At 64.6% G+C, this 16,181-nt stretch carries 13 protein-coding genes; 10 read left to right on the top strand and 3 right to left on the bottom strand.

Translation table 11 applies throughout. The annotated features are described in order from the left end of the window. Window positions 1-22: 22 nt before the first annotated feature. The 3 genes from Q8M85_RS05275 to Q8M85_RS05265 are packed head-to-tail and all read right to left on the bottom strand — an operon-like array spanning window position 23 to window position 3,300. Complete coding sequence (locus Q8M85_RS05275; RefSeq protein WP_305541212.1) at window positions 23-1,183, bottom strand: Gfo/Idh/MocA family protein; 1,161 nt, start codon at window positions 1,181-1,183, stop codon at window positions 23-25. Window positions 1,184-1,186: 3 nt separating this feature from the next. Continuing rightward, window positions 1,187-2,242 carry a sugar phosphate isomerase/epimerase gene (locus Q8M85_RS05270; protein ID WP_305541209.1) on the bottom strand — a complete coding sequence of 352 codons (1,056 nt, stop codon included), beginning with the start codon at window positions 2,240-2,242 and terminating at the stop codon, window positions 1,187-1,189. Next, the gene (locus tag Q8M85_RS05265; RefSeq protein WP_305541206.1) at window positions 2,239-3,300 is read right to left on the bottom strand and encodes a LacI family transcriptional regulator; all 1,062 of its coding nucleotides are present in this window, start codon (window positions 3,298-3,300) and stop codon (window positions 2,239-2,241) included. Before Q8M85_RS05265 ends, Q8M85_RS05270 begins: the two co-directional genes overlap by 4 nt. Window positions 3,301-3,622: 322 nt before the next feature. Between Q8M85_RS05265 and Q8M85_RS05260 the strand changes: the two genes are divergently transcribed. The 10 genes from Q8M85_RS05260 to Q8M85_RS05215 all read left to right on the top strand — a co-directional run bounded on the left by Q8M85_RS05260 (window position 3,623) and on the right by Q8M85_RS05215 (window position 16,170). Then, window positions 3,623-4,846, top strand: a complete 1,224-nt coding sequence (locus tag Q8M85_RS05260; RefSeq protein WP_305541203.1) for an ABC transporter substrate-binding protein — start codon at window positions 3,623-3,625, stop codon at window positions 4,844-4,846. Between the two features lie 79 nt (window positions 4,847-4,925). Further along, window positions 4,926-5,858 carry a carbohydrate ABC transporter permease gene (locus tag Q8M85_RS05255; RefSeq protein WP_371135205.1) on the top strand — a complete coding sequence of 311 codons (933 nt, stop codon included), beginning with the start codon at window positions 4,926-4,928 and terminating at the stop codon, window positions 5,856-5,858. Further along, window positions 5,851-6,774 (top strand): carbohydrate ABC transporter permease, encoded by a 924-nt coding sequence (locus Q8M85_RS05250; RefSeq protein ID WP_305541200.1) that lies wholly within the window; start codon window positions 5,851-5,853, stop codon window positions 6,772-6,774. The genes Q8M85_RS05255 and Q8M85_RS05250 overlap by 8 nt, the downstream gene beginning before the upstream one ends. Window positions 6,775-6,777: 3 nt before the next feature. Continuing rightward, window positions 6,778-7,857 carry an ABC transporter ATP-binding protein gene (locus Q8M85_RS05245; protein ID WP_305541197.1) on the top strand — a complete coding sequence of 360 codons (1,080 nt, stop codon included), beginning with the start codon at window positions 6,778-6,780 and terminating at the stop codon, window positions 7,855-7,857. A 3-nt stretch (window positions 7,858-7,860) separates the two neighbouring features. Further along, a complete protein-coding gene (locus Q8M85_RS05240) occupies window positions 7,861-10,233 on the top strand; it encodes a glycoside hydrolase family 2 protein (protein WP_305541194.1) in 2,373 nt (790 codons plus the stop codon). Between the two features lie 14 nt (window positions 10,234-10,247). Continuing rightward, window positions 10,248-10,997: a sugar phosphate isomerase/epimerase gene (locus tag Q8M85_RS05235; RefSeq protein WP_305541191.1), complete on the top strand. Its 750-nt coding sequence runs from the start codon at window positions 10,248-10,250 to the stop codon at window positions 10,995-10,997. Window positions 10,998-11,009: 12 nt separating this feature from the next. Then, window positions 11,010-12,140 (top strand): Gfo/Idh/MocA family protein, encoded by a 1,131-nt coding sequence (locus Q8M85_RS05230; protein WP_305541189.1) that lies wholly within the window; start codon window positions 11,010-11,012, stop codon window positions 12,138-12,140. A 98-nt stretch (window positions 12,141-12,238) separates the two neighbouring features. Continuing rightward, window positions 12,239-13,813 carry a glycoside hydrolase family 43 protein gene (locus Q8M85_RS05225; protein WP_305541186.1) on the top strand — a complete coding sequence of 525 codons (1,575 nt, stop codon included), beginning with the start codon at window positions 12,239-12,241 and terminating at the stop codon, window positions 13,811-13,813. 81 nt (window positions 13,814-13,894) lie between these two features. Next, window positions 13,895-14,551: a GntR family transcriptional regulator gene (locus Q8M85_RS05220; RefSeq protein WP_305541183.1), complete on the top strand. Its 657-nt coding sequence runs from the start codon at window positions 13,895-13,897 to the stop codon at window positions 14,549-14,551. Window positions 14,552-14,778: 227 nt separating this feature from the next. Beyond that, window positions 14,779-16,170, top strand: a complete 1,392-nt coding sequence (locus tag Q8M85_RS05215) for an aspartate aminotransferase family protein (protein ID WP_305541180.1) — start codon at window positions 14,779-14,781, stop codon at window positions 16,168-16,170. Window positions 16,171-16,181: the final 11 nt, after the last annotated feature.

Genomic DNA, 16,181 nt, shown 5'->3' with positions numbered 1-16,181 from the left:
TGGGCGATCCGCCCACCGTCCGTCAGAGGTTCAGGCTGACCCAGGCGCCGTTGCGGGCTGAGGAGCGGACGCAGGCATCGACGAAAGCCACGCCTTCCAGCCCCTCCTTCAGGCCGGGGAAGGTGGTGCCCTTAGGAACGGGCGTTCCGGTCTTGGCGGCGCGGATCGCGCGGGCGGCTTCGGTATAGATGGTGGCGAAGCCTTCCAGATAGCCCTCGGGGTGGCCCGGGGGGATGCGGGTCACGCGGGCGGCGTCGGGGCCTGCGCCTGCGCCGCCGCGGGTGATCTTGCGCTTCGCCTCACCGAAGGGGGTGAACCAGAGGTAGTTCGGGTCCTCTTGCGCCCATTCGAGCCCGCCCTTGGTGCCGTAGATCCGCAGGCGAAGGCCGTTCTCGTTGCCCGGCGCCACCTGGCTGCACCACAGCATCCCCCGCGCGCCACCCTGGTAGCGCATCAGGACATGGCCGTTGTCGTCGACGCGGCGGCCGGGGACAAAGGCGGTGAGGTCGGCGGCAAGCGTGTCGAGCGTCAGGCCGGTGACGAAGTTCGCCAGGTTGAAGGCATGGGTGCCGATGTCGCCGGTCGATCCCCCCGCGCCCGAGCGTGCCGGGTCGGTGCGCCAGTCGGCCTGCTTGTTGTCGACGGGTTCGGTCAGCCAGTCCTGGACGTATTCGACGTTCACCAGCCGCAGGTCGCCCAGCTCTCCGCCCGCGATCATCGCCTTCATCTGCCGGATCATCGGGTAGCCGGTGTAGTTGTGGGTGAGGGCAAAGACGACGCCCGAGGCCTCGGCGGCTTTGGCCAGCTTCTTGGCCTCGGACAGGGTCGCGGTCAGCGGCTTGTCGCAGATGACATGGATGCCGCGTTTCAGGAACTGCATCGCCACGGGGGCGTGCATGTGGTTCGGGGTCACGATGGCGACGGCGTCGATGCCGTCCTTGCGGCGGGCTTCCTTGGCCGCCATCTCGGCGAACGAGGTGTAGGCGCGGGGCACGCCGAGGTCTTGCGCCGAAGCCAAGGCCTTCTCGGGGTTGGATGAGAAAGCGCCTGCAACCAGTTCATATTGATCGTCAATCCGCGCGGCGATGCGGTGGACGGCGCCAATGAAGGCGTCGCGTCCTCCCCCCACCATGCCAAGGCGGAGACGTTCGGGGCGGGCGGTGTGGGCGGCGTCGATGGGCATCTGTTACTCCAGTCCAAGCATGCGGCGGTTGGCGGCACGGTCGGTGCCTGAGTCGGCGAAATCGTCGAAGGCTTTCTCGGTCACGCGGATGATGTGGGCGTCGACGAAGGCCGCGCCTTCGCGGGCGCCGTCCTCGGGGTGTTTCAGGCAACATTCCCATTCGACCACGGCCCAGCCATCAAAGTCGTATTGCGTGAGCTTGGAGAAGATGCCGCCGAAATCGACCTGCCCGTCCCCCGGAGACCGGAAGCGGCCGGCGCGGTTGACCCAGGACTGGAAGCCGCCATAGACGCCCTGGCGACCCGTCGGGTTCAACTCGGCGTCCTTGACGTGGAACATCTTGATCCGGTCGTGGTAGATGTCGATATGCTCAAGGTAATCAAGGTGTTGCAGCACGTAGTGCGAGGGGTCGTAGAGCATGTTCGCGCGGGCGTGGCCCTTCACGCGATCAAGGAACATCTCGAAGGTGGCACCGTCGTGCAGGTCCTCGCCGGGGTGGATTTCGTAAGCGACGTCGACGCCGCAGTCTTCGGCGTGGTTCAGAAGCGGGGTCCAGCGGCGGGCAAGTTCGTCGAAGGCCTCCTCGACCAGGCCCGCGGGCCGCTGCGGCCAGGGGTAGAGGTAGGGCCAGGCCAGCGCGCCAGAGAAGGTGGCGTGGGCAGTCAGCCCGAGGTTCTTCGAGGCGGTGAGGGCCTTCTTGACCTGGTCCACAGCCCATTCCTGCCGCGCCTTCGGGTTGCCGCGCACGGATGGGGCGGCGAAGCCGTCGAACTGGGTGTCATAGGCGGGGTGGACGGCGACGAGCTGGCCTTGCAGGTGGGTGGAAAGCTCGGTCACCTCGATCCCGGCTTCCTTCGCAATTCCCTTGAACTCATCGCAATAGGCCTTTGAGCTGGCAGCTTTTTCCAGGTCGAACAAGCGGCCGTCCCAGGAAGGGACCTGAACGCCGACATAACCGCAGTCGGCGGCCCATTTTGTGATCTCGCCCCAGGAATTGAACGGCGCGGCATCGCCCGCGAATTGTGCCAGGAACAGGGCCGGGCCCTTGATCGTCTTCATGTCTGTCCTCCACTTCGGGCCTGGGGGCCCTGTTCAACCTTGACCGGAACTTCCAGGCCCTGCCGGTCGGTCCAGTCGCGTTTCTCGATCTCGGCCAGAAGCGCCCGGGCGAGAAATTCGCCGGCGCGCCCCACATCCTCGCGCACGATGAGGATATCCTGCCGGAATCTGCGCAGGACGGCGATGGCTTCCTTGGCGACCACGTCGAAATCCCGGCCCAGCACGCGGCCCGAGCTTTCGGCCCCGGCAATGGTCGCCATCGCCGCGGTGGTCGAGCCGACGAGGATGCCGTCGGGCGAATTCGGCTGATGGAAGCGGGCGGCGATGGCAGCTTCGACCGCCTCGCCGCCGCTGTCGGAGGTGACGTCCTGCGAGACTTCGAAGGGCAGGCCCAGAAGGGCGGATTCGTCGGAAAAGCCGAAGGTCATGTGACGGGCATACATATGCGCGCGGGGCGGCGGGACAATCAGCAGACGCTTGCGACCGCGCTCGGCCAGTGTGCGGGCACCAAGGCGGCCATAAGCTTCGTTGTCAAAGTCGAAGAAGGCATGGTCGATGCCCATCGAGGTCCGGCCGTGTGCTGCGAAGGGGAAGCCGTGGTCGTGCATGTAGCGGATGCGGGGGTCGTCTTCCTTGGTCTGGTTCAGGATGATCCCGTCGGCGCTTTCGGTCTCAACAATATAGCGGATCGGCTCCATCGGGTCCTGATCGGGGAAGAAGGGGGTGACGACAAGGTGGTAGGCGGTGCCGCGGAGCGCGTTCGCGATCGAGTAGATCAGCCGCGAGGTGTGGTTCATCACGTCGGTCTCGGTCGACAGCACCAGAGCGATGACATTGGTCTTGCCGGTGCGCAGGCGGACGCCCGCGCGATTGGGGCGGTAACCAAGCTGTTCCGCGGTCTCACGGACGAGGCGCTTGGTGTCCTCGCCGATGTCGGGGGCATCCTTCAGGGCGCGGCTGACCGTGGCGATGGCAAAGCCCGTGGCGGCGGCGATGGTCTTCAGCGTCGGCCGCGCGGTGTCCGAATCAGGGGTGGGCGGATCAGTGACGGTGGCCATGATCCCCCCTGTTTGTATGCAAACGGACCGAACCCCAAGTGCGAATCCCCTGGACTGATTCGCAGGCCGAAGCGGCTTTTGCATCCGCAGCGACCGTCACCAGGCCGAGGGCGGGATAATCCCGTCCGGCAAGGCATTCGGTGCGATTTTTGCGGTGCAGCATGGGGTCGGTTTTCCGGGCGTTTTCAGCGCGAACGAGCGCGAACCATCCCTTCATGAAAACTTGGAGAGCGGGCAGGAACAAGCGAAAAGATGTGTTGATTGGCAAAACTATAACGTTATAGGCTATTTCTATAACGTTTTAGAAACCGGGAGGAACGGTATGAAACTTTCGAAAATGACAGCGCTTCTTGCGATGTCCGTGGCGATGCCCGCTGCGGCAACCGAGCTTGAGGTCACGCACTGGTGGACTTCGGGCGGGGAAGCTGCGGCGGTGGCCGAGCTTGCCAAAGCCTTCGACGCCTCGGGCGACAAGTGGGTCGACGGCGCCATTGCCGGCGGTGGCGGCACCGCCCGTCCGATCATGATTTCGCGCATCACCGGGGGCGACCCGATGGGGGCCACCCAGTTCAACCACGGCCAACAGGCGCTGGAACTGGTGGAAGCCGGTCTGATGCTGGACCTGACCGACGTGGCCGAGGCGAACAACTGGAAAGAGGTCGTCTATCCGCCAAGCCTCCTGGATGCCTGCACCGTCGACGGAAAGATCTTCTGCGCCCCGGTCAACATCCACTCGCCGGAATGGCTGTGGCTGTCGAACAAGGTCTATGAGGATCTGGGCCTGCCGGTCCCGACCAACTGGGACGAATTCGTGGCGTCCGCTCCGGCTGTCCGCGATGCCGGCAAGCTGCCGCTGGCGCTGGGCGACCAGCCCTGGCAGTCGAACCTTGCCTTCGGCGCGATGCAGATCGCCGTCGCCGGGCTTGACGCGTGGAAGGCCGTGAACGTCGACAAGAACATGGACGTCGCCGCCGGCCCGGAATACGCAAAGGTTTTTGAGGCTGCCGCCGCAGCACGCGAACTGGCCAAGGGTTCGGCCGTTCAGGACTGGAACCAGGCGACCAACCTTGTCATCACCGATCAGGCCGCCGGTCAGATCATGGGTGACTGGGCGCAGGGTGAATTCCAGGTTGCGAACGAAGTGGCCGGCACCGACTACACCTGCCTGCCGGGTCTGGGCCTGAACGAGTACATCTCGACTGGCGGCGATGCCTTCTACTTCCCGAAGTTGAACGACCCTGACAAGGAAGCCGCGCAGAAGCGTCTGGCCGCCCAACTGGTCAGCCCGGACGTGCAGGTTGCGTTCAACCTGAAGAAAGGCTCCTTGCCGATCCGGGGCGACATCGACCTTTCGGCCGCCAACGACTGCATGAAGAAGGGCCTCGAGATCCTGGCCGGTGGCAATATCGTCCCCTCGGGCGACATGGTCTGGTCGCCGGACGTCCAGAAGCAGAACGAAGACCTGATGGTCGAATTCTGGAAGTCCGACATGCCGGCTGCCGACGCCCATGCCAAGTGGGTCGCGAACCTGAAGACCGGTCTCTGAGCCTGGCTTGACGATCTGGGGCTGTCCGTCCGCGGGCAGCCCCTTTCGCACCTGAAAGACGCAAGGGGGGCAGGGGCCGATGTCGGTGACCAGCGAAGCGGAGGCAATCCGCACGACTTCCGCGGCACGACCGCGCGCGCGGTGGACCCGCAACATCAGTGCCAAGATCGCCGCCTTGCCGATGATCGCCACTGCGCTGGTGATCTTTGTCGGCGGCACGATCTGGACCGTCGTCTATTCCTTCACCGATTCAAAGCTGTTGCCCCGCACCCGCTGGGTCGGCCTGGATCAGTACGAGCGGCTTTGGGACACGAACCGCTGGGTCGTCTCGATCGAGAACCTGTTCTTCTATGGCGTGATGTCGCTGATCTTCACCGTGGTCATGGGCTTCATTCTGGCCGTGCTGATGGACCAGAAGATCCGCTATGAGGACACGTTCCGCACCATCATGCTGTATCCCTTCGCGCTGTCGTTCATCGTGACGGGTCTGGTGTGGCAGTGGATCCTGAACCCGCAGTTCGGCATCCAGGGTGTCGTGCGCGACATGGGCTGGACGAGTTTTACCTTCGATCCGCTGAACAACCCGCAGACCGTGCTTTATGGCCTGCTGATCGCAGGGCTTTGGCAGGGCACGGGGTTCGTGATGTGCCTGATGCTGGCGGGTCTGCGCGGCATCGACGAGGATATCTGGAAGGCCACCCGCGTCGACGGTATTCCGACCTGGAAGACCTATGTGGTGGTCATCATCCCGATGATGCGGCCGGTCTTCATCACCACGCTGGTGATCGTCGCCAGTGGCATCATCCGGCTTTACGACCTGGTGGTCGCAATGACCTCGGGCGGGCCGGGAGGCAACGCAAGTCAGGTGCCGGCGATGTATGTCTACGACTACATGTTCCAGGCGCAGAACCTGGGTCAGGGCTTTGCGGCCTCGACCATGATGCTGCTGTCGGTGCTGATCGTGCTGATCCCCTGGGCCTATCTGGAATTCGGAGGCAAGAAGCATGGCTGACGTCTCAGTGGTTTCGTCGGCGTCGTCGGCCGCAATGACCGGCCCTCGGGGCGCCAAGCCCAAGCGGGCGATGAACCCCCGCAACATCATGCTTTACGGCATCCTGATCGTGGTCTGCGTCTACTACCTGCTGCCCCTGTGGGTGATGGTGATGACCAGCCTGAAGGGTATGCCCGAAGTGCGGCTGGGCAACATCTTTTCCCCGCCGGTCGAGATCACCTTCCAGCCCTGGGTCAAGGCCTGGTCCGAGGCCTGCACCGGCCTGAACTGCGACGGGCTTTCGCGGGGTTTCTGGAACTCGGTGATGATCACGGTGCCGTCGGTGATCGTGTCGATCGCCATCGCGTCGGTGAACGGTTACGCTCTGATCAACTGGAAGTTCAAGGGATCGGACATCTTCTTCACCATCCTGATCTTCGGGTCGTTCATCCCCTACCAGATCATGCTGTATCCCATCGTGATCCTGCTGCGCGAGGCGGGGATTTACGGCACGCTTTGGGGGCTGATCGTCGTGCACACGATCTTCGGGATGCCGATCCTGACGCTCTTGTTCCGCAACTACTTCAGTTCGATCCCGGAGGAGCTGTTCAAGGCCGCCCGCGTCGATGGCGCCGGGTTCTGGGGCATCTACTTCCGCATCATGTTGCCGATGAGCCTGCCGATCTTCGTCGTGGCGCTGATCCTGCAGGTGACGGGGATCTGGAACGACTTCCTGTTCGGGGTCGTGTTCACCAAGCCGGACATCTACCCGATGACGGTGCAGCTGAACAACATCGTCAACTCGGTCCAGGGGGTGAAGGAATACAACGTCAATATGGCTGCCACGGTGCTGACCGGGCTGGTGCCGCTGATCGTCTACTTCGTCTCTGGCAAACTCTTCGTGCGCGGTATCGCCGCCGGTGCCGTGAAAGGCTGACACATGGTTAACTCGATTGAAGTCAAGGACCTGACGCTGAACTTCGGCTCGGTGTCCGTCTTGAAGAACATGAATATCGATGTGGCGGAGGGGGAGTTCGTCGTGCTTCTGGGCCCGTCGGGCTGCGGGAAGTCGACGCTGCTGAACTGCCTTGCGGGGCTGCTGGACATCACCGACGGGCAGATCTGGATCAAGGGGAAGAACGTCACCTGGTCCGAACCGTCGGAGCGGGGCATCGGGATGGTGTTCCAGAGCTATGCTTTGTACCCGCAGATGACGGTGCGGGGGAACCTGTCCTTCGGCTTGAAGAACGCCAAGGTCCCGCAGGCCGAGATCGACAAGCGTATCGCCCGGGCGGCAGAAATCCTGCAGATCCAGCCGCTTCTGGACCGCAAACCCGCGGCCCTGTCGGGCGGGCAGCGGCAGCGCGTCGCCATCGGTCGCGCGCTGGTGCGGGATGTGGACGTGTTCCTGTTCGACGAACCCTTGTCGAACCTGGACGCCAAGTTGCGCAGCGAGTTGCGGGTCGAGATCAAGCGTCTGCACAACGCGCTGGGCAACACGATGGTCTATGTGACCCACGACCAGATCGAGGCGCTGACGCTTGCCGACCGGATCGCGGTGATGAAGGGCGGGGTGATCCAGCAGCTTGCGGCCCCGTTGGAGATCTACAACCGCCCGTCGAACCTGTTTGTGGCCGGGTTCCTGGGCAGCCCGTCGATGAACTTTCTGAAAGGGCGGACGGTGGACGGGGGCCGTGCCTTCCAGTTCGGGTCGATGAAGATTGACCTTGCCGGATATCAGGGCGGGGCGGTGCTGGAGCGCGACGATGCGATCCTGGGCGTCCGGCCGGAGCATATCGCGGTGTCGACCAGCCCGATTGCGGGGCCGTCCATCCCCGCCGAAGTGGAAATCGACGAGCATCTGGGGGCCGACAGTCTTTTGTGGCTGAAGGCGGAAGGCGCGAACATGAGCGTGCGGGTGCCGGTCGAAGGCCGGTTGCCCGCGGGGACGAAGGTCCACCTTGGGCTGGATATCGCCAAGGCCTCGCTCTTTGACGCGAAGACGGAACAAAGGATCTAAGCAATGCTCGATCTGGCGGGGTGCTGGACGCTTTCGGATGAAAGCGGCGCCCATGTCGTGCCGTTCGACCTGCCGGGCGATGGCGTCTCGGCGCTGGCGAAGGCGGGGGTGATCCCGGAGCCGTATTGGGGCCGGAACGAATATGACTGCCGCTGGGTGTCTGAACGCGACTGGGTGGCGCGGCGCAGTTTCGTGCACGACGGATTGGCGGCGGAGCTGGTGGTCGAAGGGCTGGACACCGTGGCCGAGGTGCGGCTGAACGGGGTGCCGGTCCTGTCGGCGGCGAACGTGCATCGGCGGTGGCGGGTGGATGTATCGGCGGCCCTGAGGACTGGCGAGAACGCGATTGAGATCCTCTTCCGCTCGCCCGTCCGCGAGGCGCTGGCGCGGGCGGCACGGATGCCGTTTCCGATCCCCTATCAGCAGGTGAACGGGGCGATTGCCTTCAACAACATGCTGCGAAAACAGCAGTGCGATTTCGGCTGGGACTGGAACATCGCGCTGGGGATTTTTGGGGTGTCCGGTTGTGTCCGCCTGGAACCCGTGGGAGCGCGGATCGCGGATGTACTGGTGGAGCAAGTGCACTCGCCCGGTCAGGTCGAGGTGCGGTTGCGGGTTCATGCGACGTCTGAGGATGTGGCGGCAAGCCTTTGTGGTGTATCGCAAACCTCTCCAGTGGTGGGTGGCGTGGCTGAACTGGCCTTGATCATTCAGGACCCGGTGCTGTGGTGGCCTGCGGGTCAGGGCGCGCAGGTGCTGCATGACTTGGTGCTGACGGGCAGCGGGGCGCATGTCGTCAAGCGGATCGGCTTGCGGGACATGAAGCTGGTCAGCGAGCCAGATGCGGCGGGGCGGTCCTTCGGCGTGCGGGTCAACGGGCGGGCAGTTTTCGCCAAGGGGGCGAACTGGATTCCGGCGGATGCCTTGTTCGGACGGATCACGGTCGAGGGCGTGCGGCAGCTTTTGCAGTCGGCGCTCGATGCCAACATGAACATGCTGCGCATCTGGGGCGGCGGGCGATATGAGCCGGACTGGTTCTACGACCTGTGCGATGAAATGGGGCTGATGGTCTGGCAGGACTTCATGTTCGCCTGCCACCTCTATCCCTCGACGCCGGAGTTTCTGGCCGAGGTGGACGCCGAAGTGCGCGATGTGGTCGGGCGGATCAACCACCACGCCTGCATCGCGCTTTGGTGCGGCGACAATGAGCTGATCGGGGCGCTGACCTGGTTCCCGGAAAGCCGCAGGGACCGGGACCGCTATCTGGTGAACTATGACCGGCTGAACCGGACGGTGGAGGCGGCTTTGCTTGGCGACCTGCCGGGGGCGAACTGGTGGCCGTCTTCGCCCAGCCCCGGGCCGATGGCGTTCGGGGATGCGTGGCATGATGATTCATCAGGTGACATGCACTTCTGGTCTGTGTGGCACGAGGGGAAGGATTTCGATCATTATCGCGACGTAAGCCCCCGGTTCTGTTCGGAATTCGGGTTCCAGTCCTATCCGTCGCTGTCCGCCATCGCGCGGTTTGCCGACCCGGAGGACTGGAACATCGCCGCCCCGGTGATGGAGAGCCACCAGAAGAACCCCGGCGGCAACGCGCGGATTGCCGAGACGATGTTCCGGTATTTCCGCTTCCCGGTGGATTTCCCGAACTTCGTCTATGTCAGCCAAGTCCAGCAGGGGCTGGCGATCAAGACGGCGGTGACGCATTGGCGCAGCCTGAAGCCGCATTGCCAGGGGACGCTCTACTGGCAGCTGAACGACACCTGGCCAGTCTGTTCCTGGGCGAGCCTGGATCACGGCGGGAACTGGAAGCTGCTGCATCACATGGCCGCGCGGTTCTATGCGCCGGTGATGGTGGCGGCGGTGCCGAAGGACGGGGGCATCGAGTTGCGGGCGGTGAATGACCGGGCCGAGGCTGTGACAATCACGGTCACGGCGAACGCGGCGGCGATGGATGGGACCACGCGCAAGCTGGCGGAGGCGACGGTCACGGTCTCACCCGATGCCGCGATGCAGGTGGTTCAGCTTGCGCCCGATGCCTTAAGGGCGGAGGAGGTGCTGGCCTTTGTCTGGAGCGGCGAGGCGCAGGGCGGGGACGTCCATGCGCCGAGGCCGTGGAAGGCTTACGACCTTCTGCCTTCGGGTCTGACGGCGGACATCAAGCGTGACGGTGACGTCTGGAAATTGACGTTGCAGGTCAACGCACTCGCCCCATTTGTTGCAGTGGAATCTGAAGTCCCCGGTCGCTTCTCGACCAACGCCGTCACCCTGTTCCCGGGGTATGCGGCCACGATAACCTTCACCCCCGAGGATCCCTCGGTGGTGCCCAGCTTCACCCTAAGAGATCTCCATTCCGCCACCTACGGCGGCTGACGAAAGGTAGACCCATGTTCAGCTATCAACTCTATTCCTCGCGCAACTTCCCGCCCATGTCGCGGACCTTCGAGCTGGTCTCGAAAGCGGGCTACACCGGCGTGGAAGGCTACGGCGCGCTTTATGCCGACGATGCGGCGGTGGCGGCGACGCAGGCCGGGCTGGCGGCGACCGGGCTGACGATGCCGACGGGACACTTCGGGCTGGGGCAGCTGGAGACCGAGGTCGACAAGGTCCTTGGCATCGCCAAGGCGCTGAAGATGGAGCGGCTGTATTGCCCCTATGTCATGCCCGATGACCGGCCAACGGATGCGGCTGGCTGGAAGGCGTTCGGCGAGCGGCTGCAGAAGGCCGGCGCGCCCTACAAGGCGGCGGGCTACGGGTTCGGCTGGCACAACCACGACTTCGAGTTCAAGGCGCTGTCCGATGGCAGCCTGCCGCAGGACCGCATCTTCGAGGGTGGGCCGGGGCTGGAATGGGAGATGGACGTGGCCTGGGTGATCCGTGGTGGTGCGGACCCGCTGGCCTGGATCGAGAAATACAAGGACCGGATCACTGCAGCCCACGTCAAGGACATCGCGCCGGCAGGCGAGAACACCGATGAGGACGGCTGGGCCGACGTCGGCCAGGGGACGGTCGACTGGCCGACCATCATGGCCGCGCTGCGCAAGGTCGGGGTCAAGCACTTCGTCATGGAACACGACAACCCGAAGGATGACGCGCGGTTCGCAACGCGTTCGATCGCTTCGGCCAAAGCTTTCTGAGGAATAGAGAAAATGGCAAATCTTGGTATCGGTATCATCGGAGCGGGCAACATCTCGACCAGCTATCTGCGGCTGGCGCCCCTGTTCAAAGGACTTGAGGTGCGGGCCGTCGCCGACCTGAACATGGAGGCAGCGACAGCGCGGGCGGCGGAGTTCAACGTCAAGGCGCAGTCGGTCGATGACCTGCTGGCGAACAAGGACGTGGATGTGGTCATCAACCTGACCATCCCCGACGCGCATTATGCGGTGACGAAGCGCATCCTGGAGGCGGGCAAGCACGCCTATTCCGAAAAGCCGCTGGTCCTGACGCTGGACGAGGGCAAGACGCTGCGCGATCTGGCGGCGTCGAAGGGCTTGGCGGTCGGCTGTGCCCCCGACACGTTCCTGGGCGGCGCGCACCAGCAGGCGCGGGCGATCCTTGATGAGGGGCGGATCGGCACGATCACCTCGGCGGTGGCCTGCGTGCAGAACCACGGGCCGGAAGGCTGGCACCCGAGCCCGGAGTTCTTCTTCCTGCCGGGCGCGGGGCCGATGCTGGACCTGGGGCCGTATTATGTGGCGAACCTGATCAACTTCCTGGGCCCGGTGCGCCGCGTGGGCGCGATCACTTCGTCCCAGACGCCGACGCGGACCATCGGATCGGGCGCGCGGGCGGGGCAGGAGATCCCGGTCAAGACGCCGACGAACATCCATGCGCTCTTGGAGTTCCATTCCGGCGCGGTGGTGAACCTGACGACGTCTTGGGACGTCTGGCACCACAAGCGCAACCACTTCGAGTTCTACGGGACCGAAGGCACGATGTATATGCCGGACCCGAACTTCTTTGGCGGCACGGTCGAAGTGGCGGACAAGGCGGGCACGCTGACCACGGTTGAGCCCTGGGATCACCCGTTCGGCGTCATCAACCAGCACCACAATGGCCGCGATCTGGCGAACTACCGCACGGCGGGGCTGGCCGACATGGTCGCGGCGCTGCAGGGCGGGCGCGATGCGCGGTGTTCGCTGGAGCGGACGCTGCATGGGGTGGACGTGATGACCGCCTGCCTGACCTCGGGCGAGACGGGGGGCTTTGTCACGCTGACCACCACTTGCACCCGGCCAGCGGCGTTGTCGCCGGATGAGGCGCGGGCGCTGTTGCGTTAAGGGTTGGCCGAGACCTGGCACCTCCCTGTCAGGTTGGCCGCGGGCGGGCGGAGGGATTGAGGGATCCTTCCGCCCGCATCAATGACAGGAGGTTGATGATGCTGGAAAATCCCGTGATCCGTGGCTTTAACGCTGACCCCAGCTTTTGCCGGGTGGGCGAGGATTACTATATCGCGACCTCGACCTTTGAATGGTATCCCGGTGTGCAGATCCACCACAGCCGCGATCTGGTGAACTGGCGGCTGGTCAGCCGTCCCTTGCGGCGGGCAAGCCAGCTGGACATGCGCGGGAACCCGGACAGCTGCGGGATCTGGGCGCCCTGTCTGAGCCACGCGGACGGGCGGTTCTGGCTGGTCTACACCGACGTCAAGCGGCTGGATGGGGCCTTCAAGGACGCGCACAACTATATTGTCACCTGCGCGACCATCGACGGGGACTGGTCGAACCCGAAATATGTGACGTCCTCGGGCTTCGACCCGTCGCTGTTCCATGACCGGGACGGGCGCAAGTGGTTCGTCAACATGCGCTGGAACCATCGCGGCAAGGGGACCGGGTTGAACCCGGCCAATGACCTGTTCGACGGGATCGAGTTGCAGGAATGGCACCCGGAGGAGGGGCTGCTGGGCGAGGTGACGACGATCTATGTCGGGACTGATCTGGGGCTGACCGAGGCACCGCATCTGTTCTGGCATGACGGGTATTACTACCTGACGACAGCCGAGGGCGGCACGGGCTATGACCATGCCGTCACCCTTGCGCGGTCGCGGGACATCCGGGGGCCGTATGAGACTCACCCCCAGAAGCACGTCATCACGGCGCGGTTCGATCCGCAGAACCCGATTCAGCGGATGGGGCATGGGCAGTATGTCGAGGGGCATGACGGGCGGTTCTGGCACTCGTTCCTCTGCGGGCGGCCGCAGCAGGGGCCGCGCGGGCTGTTCTGTGCCACGGGGCGCGAGACGGGGCTGGCCGAGGTGGTCTGGCGCGACGGGTGGCTTTGGCTGAAGGACGGAGGGATGCTGCCGCCCACGACGGTCGATCTGCCGGTGGATCGAGTGGTGCCGGGTGCGGTGGAGTATGATTTCCGGGGACCGTCGCTGCCGATGGACTTCCAGTGGCTGCGGACACCAGAGCCGGAGCGCATCTTCACGATGACGGGGAGCGCCTTGCGACTGATCGGGCGGGAGAGCCTGGGGTCGTGGTTTGAGCAATCGCTGGTGGCGCGGCGTCAGGATGAGCCGTCCTATCAGGCGGAGTGTGAAGTCGTGGCCGACCCGCCGAACTGGCAGCGGGCGGCTGGGCTGATCACCTATTACAACCGGCACAAGTTCCATGCGGCGCTGGTGACGCGGGAAGGTGGCGAGCGGGTGGTGACGCTGGTGTCGTGTCTGGGCGACTGGCCGGGTGAGGCGCTGACCTTCCACGGGCGGTTCCCGGTGGCAGAGGGCAAGGTGACGCTTGGCGTGACCGTGGATCGGGCGGTGCAGCGGTTCAGCGTCAATGGCGTGGCGGTCGGGCCGGAGCTTGATGCCTCCATCGTCTCGGACGAAGGCGGGCGGGGCGAGCATGCAAGCTTTACCGGGGCCTTCGTGGGCGTCGTGGCGCATGACCTGACGGGGCAGGGCTGGACGGCGGATGTGACGCGGTTCCGCTATGCGCCCAAAGCGGATTGAGGATTTGATCAGATGGATTTGATCAACTCTTGATTGCCGGGCGTATGCGGTCATAAAGGGCGTGAGCCGAAGGGAGCCCCGATGGACGCCGACACCCGCAAGATCCCCAGCCACGAGGTCACCTACGCGCGGCTGCGCGACATGATCCTGTATGGGCATCTGGCACCGGGTGCCCCGGTCACGATCCAGGGCCTGATCACGGAACTGGACGCCGGAATGACCCCGGTCCGCGAGGCGATCCGGCGGCTGACGGCCGAGGGGGCGCTTCTGCCGCAGGGCAACCGGCGCGTGGCGGTGCCGGAACTGTCGTCCGAGATGCTGGAGCAGGTGGCGTTTGCCCGGCTGGCAATCGAACCGAAGCTGGCGGAACTTGCGGCACTGAGGCTGACGGCGGGGCAGATCGACCGGCTGGAGGCGATCGACGGCGCGGTGAACCGGGCGATCGAGGCGGGGAAGCTGCCGGATTACCTTGCGGCCAACCACGCCTTCCACTTTGCGCTTTACGAGGCGGCGGAGGCCCCGGTGCTCTTGGACCTTGCGCGGTCGTTGTGGCTGCGGGCCGGGCCAAGCTTGCGCGCGGTGATCGACCGCTATGGCCGCGAGGCGGCACCCGACCTGCACCGCGAGGCGCTGGCGGCGATGCGGGCGGGGGATGCGAAGGGCCTGGCCCGCGCCATCGAGCAGGACATCCAGCAGGGCATCGATCATGTCCGGCAGGCGCTTGCCGAGGGTCACTGACGGTTTCCAAATCGAGCGCCTTTCGGCGCGAGGCTTTTTGTCTCGCCGCTTTGCGTGAAGGACGCAAAGCGGCTCGGATGAGCCTCCGGCGGGGATATTAGGGCAAAGATGAATGGGGCGTCGGCGTTTCGGGAATTTGATCAAATTTCTTGAACAGCGGCGCGTTTGATCATATCCTGCAGTCAAGACGGGGCATTCGGCCCTGCTGATTCCGCGAGGTCACCCCCATGAACATGATCACCAACCACATGCCGACGGCCGAGTTGCAGCGTCTGGACGCGGCACACCATTTCCATCCCTTCACCGACAAGGCGGGGCTTGCGGCCAAGGGGGCTCGGGTCATCACGCGGGGGGAAGGCGTCTGGCTGACCGACAGCGAGGGTCACCGGATCATCGACGGCATGGCGGGGCTTTGGTGCGTGAACATCGGTTATGGGCGGAAGGAACTTGCCCAGGTTGCGGCGCGGCAGATGGAGGAGTTGGCCTATTACAACACCTTCTTCCAGACGACCCATGTGCCGGCCATCGCGCTGGCGGCGGAGATTGCCAAGCTTGCCCCCGGTGATCTGAACCACGTCTTCTTTGCCGGCTCGGGGTCGGAAGCGAACGACACCAACATCCGTCTGGTGCGGCGGTACTGGGACGTGAAGGGCATGCCCTGGCGCAAGACCATCATCGCGCGCTGGAACGGGTATCATGGCTCGACGATGGGCGGCGGCTCGCTTGGGGGGATGAAGCCGATCCATGCGCATGGTGGCAAGATCGACGGGATCGAGCATATCGACCAACCCTACTGGTGGGGCGAAGGCGGCGACATGTCGGAGGACGAGTTCGGCCTGGCGCGCGCGCGGCAGCTGGAGGAGAAGATCCTGCAGCTTGGGCCGGACAATGTGGCCGCGTTCATCGGTGAGCCGGTGCAGGGTGCGGGTGGGGTGATCATTCCGCCGAAGACCTACTGGCCGGAGATCCAGCGGATCTGCGACAAGTACGGGATTCTGCTGATCGCGGACGAGGTGATCACGGGGTTCGGGCGGACGGGGAACTGGTTCGGGTCCGAGACCTTCGGGATCAAGCCGCATATCATGACCATCGCGAAGGGGTTGTCCTCGGGCTACCAGCCGATCGGCGGCAGTATCGTCTGCGACGAAGTGGCCGAGGTTGTCGGCGGGGCGGGGGAGTTCTTCCACGGCTACACCTACTCGGGCCATCCGGTCGCGGCGGCAGTGGCGCTGGAGAATCTGCGGATCATGCAGGACGAGCGGATCGTGGAGCATGTCAGGGACGTGGCGCATCCCTATCTGAAGGAACGCTGGGACGCGCTGGCGGATCATCCGATGGTGGGCGAGGCAAAGCTGGTGGGCCTTATGGGGTCCATTGCGCTGACCCCGAACAAGGCCAAGCGGGCGAAGTTCCCCGAGGACGCGAATGTCGGCTACCGGACGCGGGAGCGGTGTTTTGCCAACGATCTGATCATGCGGGCGGTGGGAGACCGGATGATCATCGCGCCTCCGCTGGTGATCACGACGGACGAGATCGACATCCTGATCAGCCGTGCGAAGACGTCGCTGGACGAGGCCTACAAGATCGTCAAAGACGAGGGGCTTTGGGTCGAGGCCTGAAATCTGTCCGC

This window comes from Tabrizicola sp., assembly GCF_030694085.1.
Lineage (GTDB): Bacteria > Pseudomonadota > Alphaproteobacteria > Rhodobacterales > Rhodobacteraceae > Tabrizicola.
Note: the sequence above shows the minus strand (reverse complement) of the source record. Positions and strands in the feature narration are given on the sequence as shown.

Coding starts and splice junctions, on each gene's coding strand:
- Q8M85_RS05275 (WP_305541212.1), bottom strand. CDS start 1,183: ATGCCCATCGACGCCGCCCACACCGCCCGCCCCGAACGTCTCCGCCTT.
- Q8M85_RS05270 (WP_305541209.1), bottom strand. CDS start 2,242: ATGAAGACGATCAAGGGCCCGGCCCTGTTCCTGGCACAATTCGCGGGC.
- Q8M85_RS05265 (WP_305541206.1), bottom strand. CDS start 3,300: ATGGCCACCGTCACTGATCCGCCCACCCCTGATTCGGACACCGCGCGG.
- Q8M85_RS05260 (WP_305541203.1), top strand. CDS start 3,623: ATGAAACTTTCGAAAATGACAGCGCTTCTTGCGATGTCCGTGGCGATG.
- Q8M85_RS05255 (WP_371135205.1), top strand. CDS start 4,926: ATGTCGGTGACCAGCGAAGCGGAGGCAATCCGCACGACTTCCGCGGCA.
- Q8M85_RS05250 (WP_305541200.1), top strand. CDS start 5,851: ATGGCTGACGTCTCAGTGGTTTCGTCGGCGTCGTCGGCCGCAATGACC.
- Q8M85_RS05245 (WP_305541197.1), top strand. CDS start 6,778: ATGGTTAACTCGATTGAAGTCAAGGACCTGACGCTGAACTTCGGCTCG.
- Q8M85_RS05240 (WP_305541194.1), top strand. CDS start 7,861: ATGCTCGATCTGGCGGGGTGCTGGACGCTTTCGGATGAAAGCGGCGCC.
- Q8M85_RS05235 (WP_305541191.1), top strand. CDS start 10,248: ATGTTCAGCTATCAACTCTATTCCTCGCGCAACTTCCCGCCCATGTCG.
- Q8M85_RS05230 (WP_305541189.1), top strand. CDS start 11,010: ATGGCAAATCTTGGTATCGGTATCATCGGAGCGGGCAACATCTCGACC.
- Q8M85_RS05225 (WP_305541186.1), top strand. CDS start 12,239: ATGCTGGAAAATCCCGTGATCCGTGGCTTTAACGCTGACCCCAGCTTT.
- Q8M85_RS05220 (WP_305541183.1), top strand. CDS start 13,895: ATGGACGCCGACACCCGCAAGATCCCCAGCCACGAGGTCACCTACGCG.
- Q8M85_RS05215 (WP_305541180.1), top strand. CDS start 14,779: ATGAACATGATCACCAACCACATGCCGACGGCCGAGTTGCAGCGTCTG.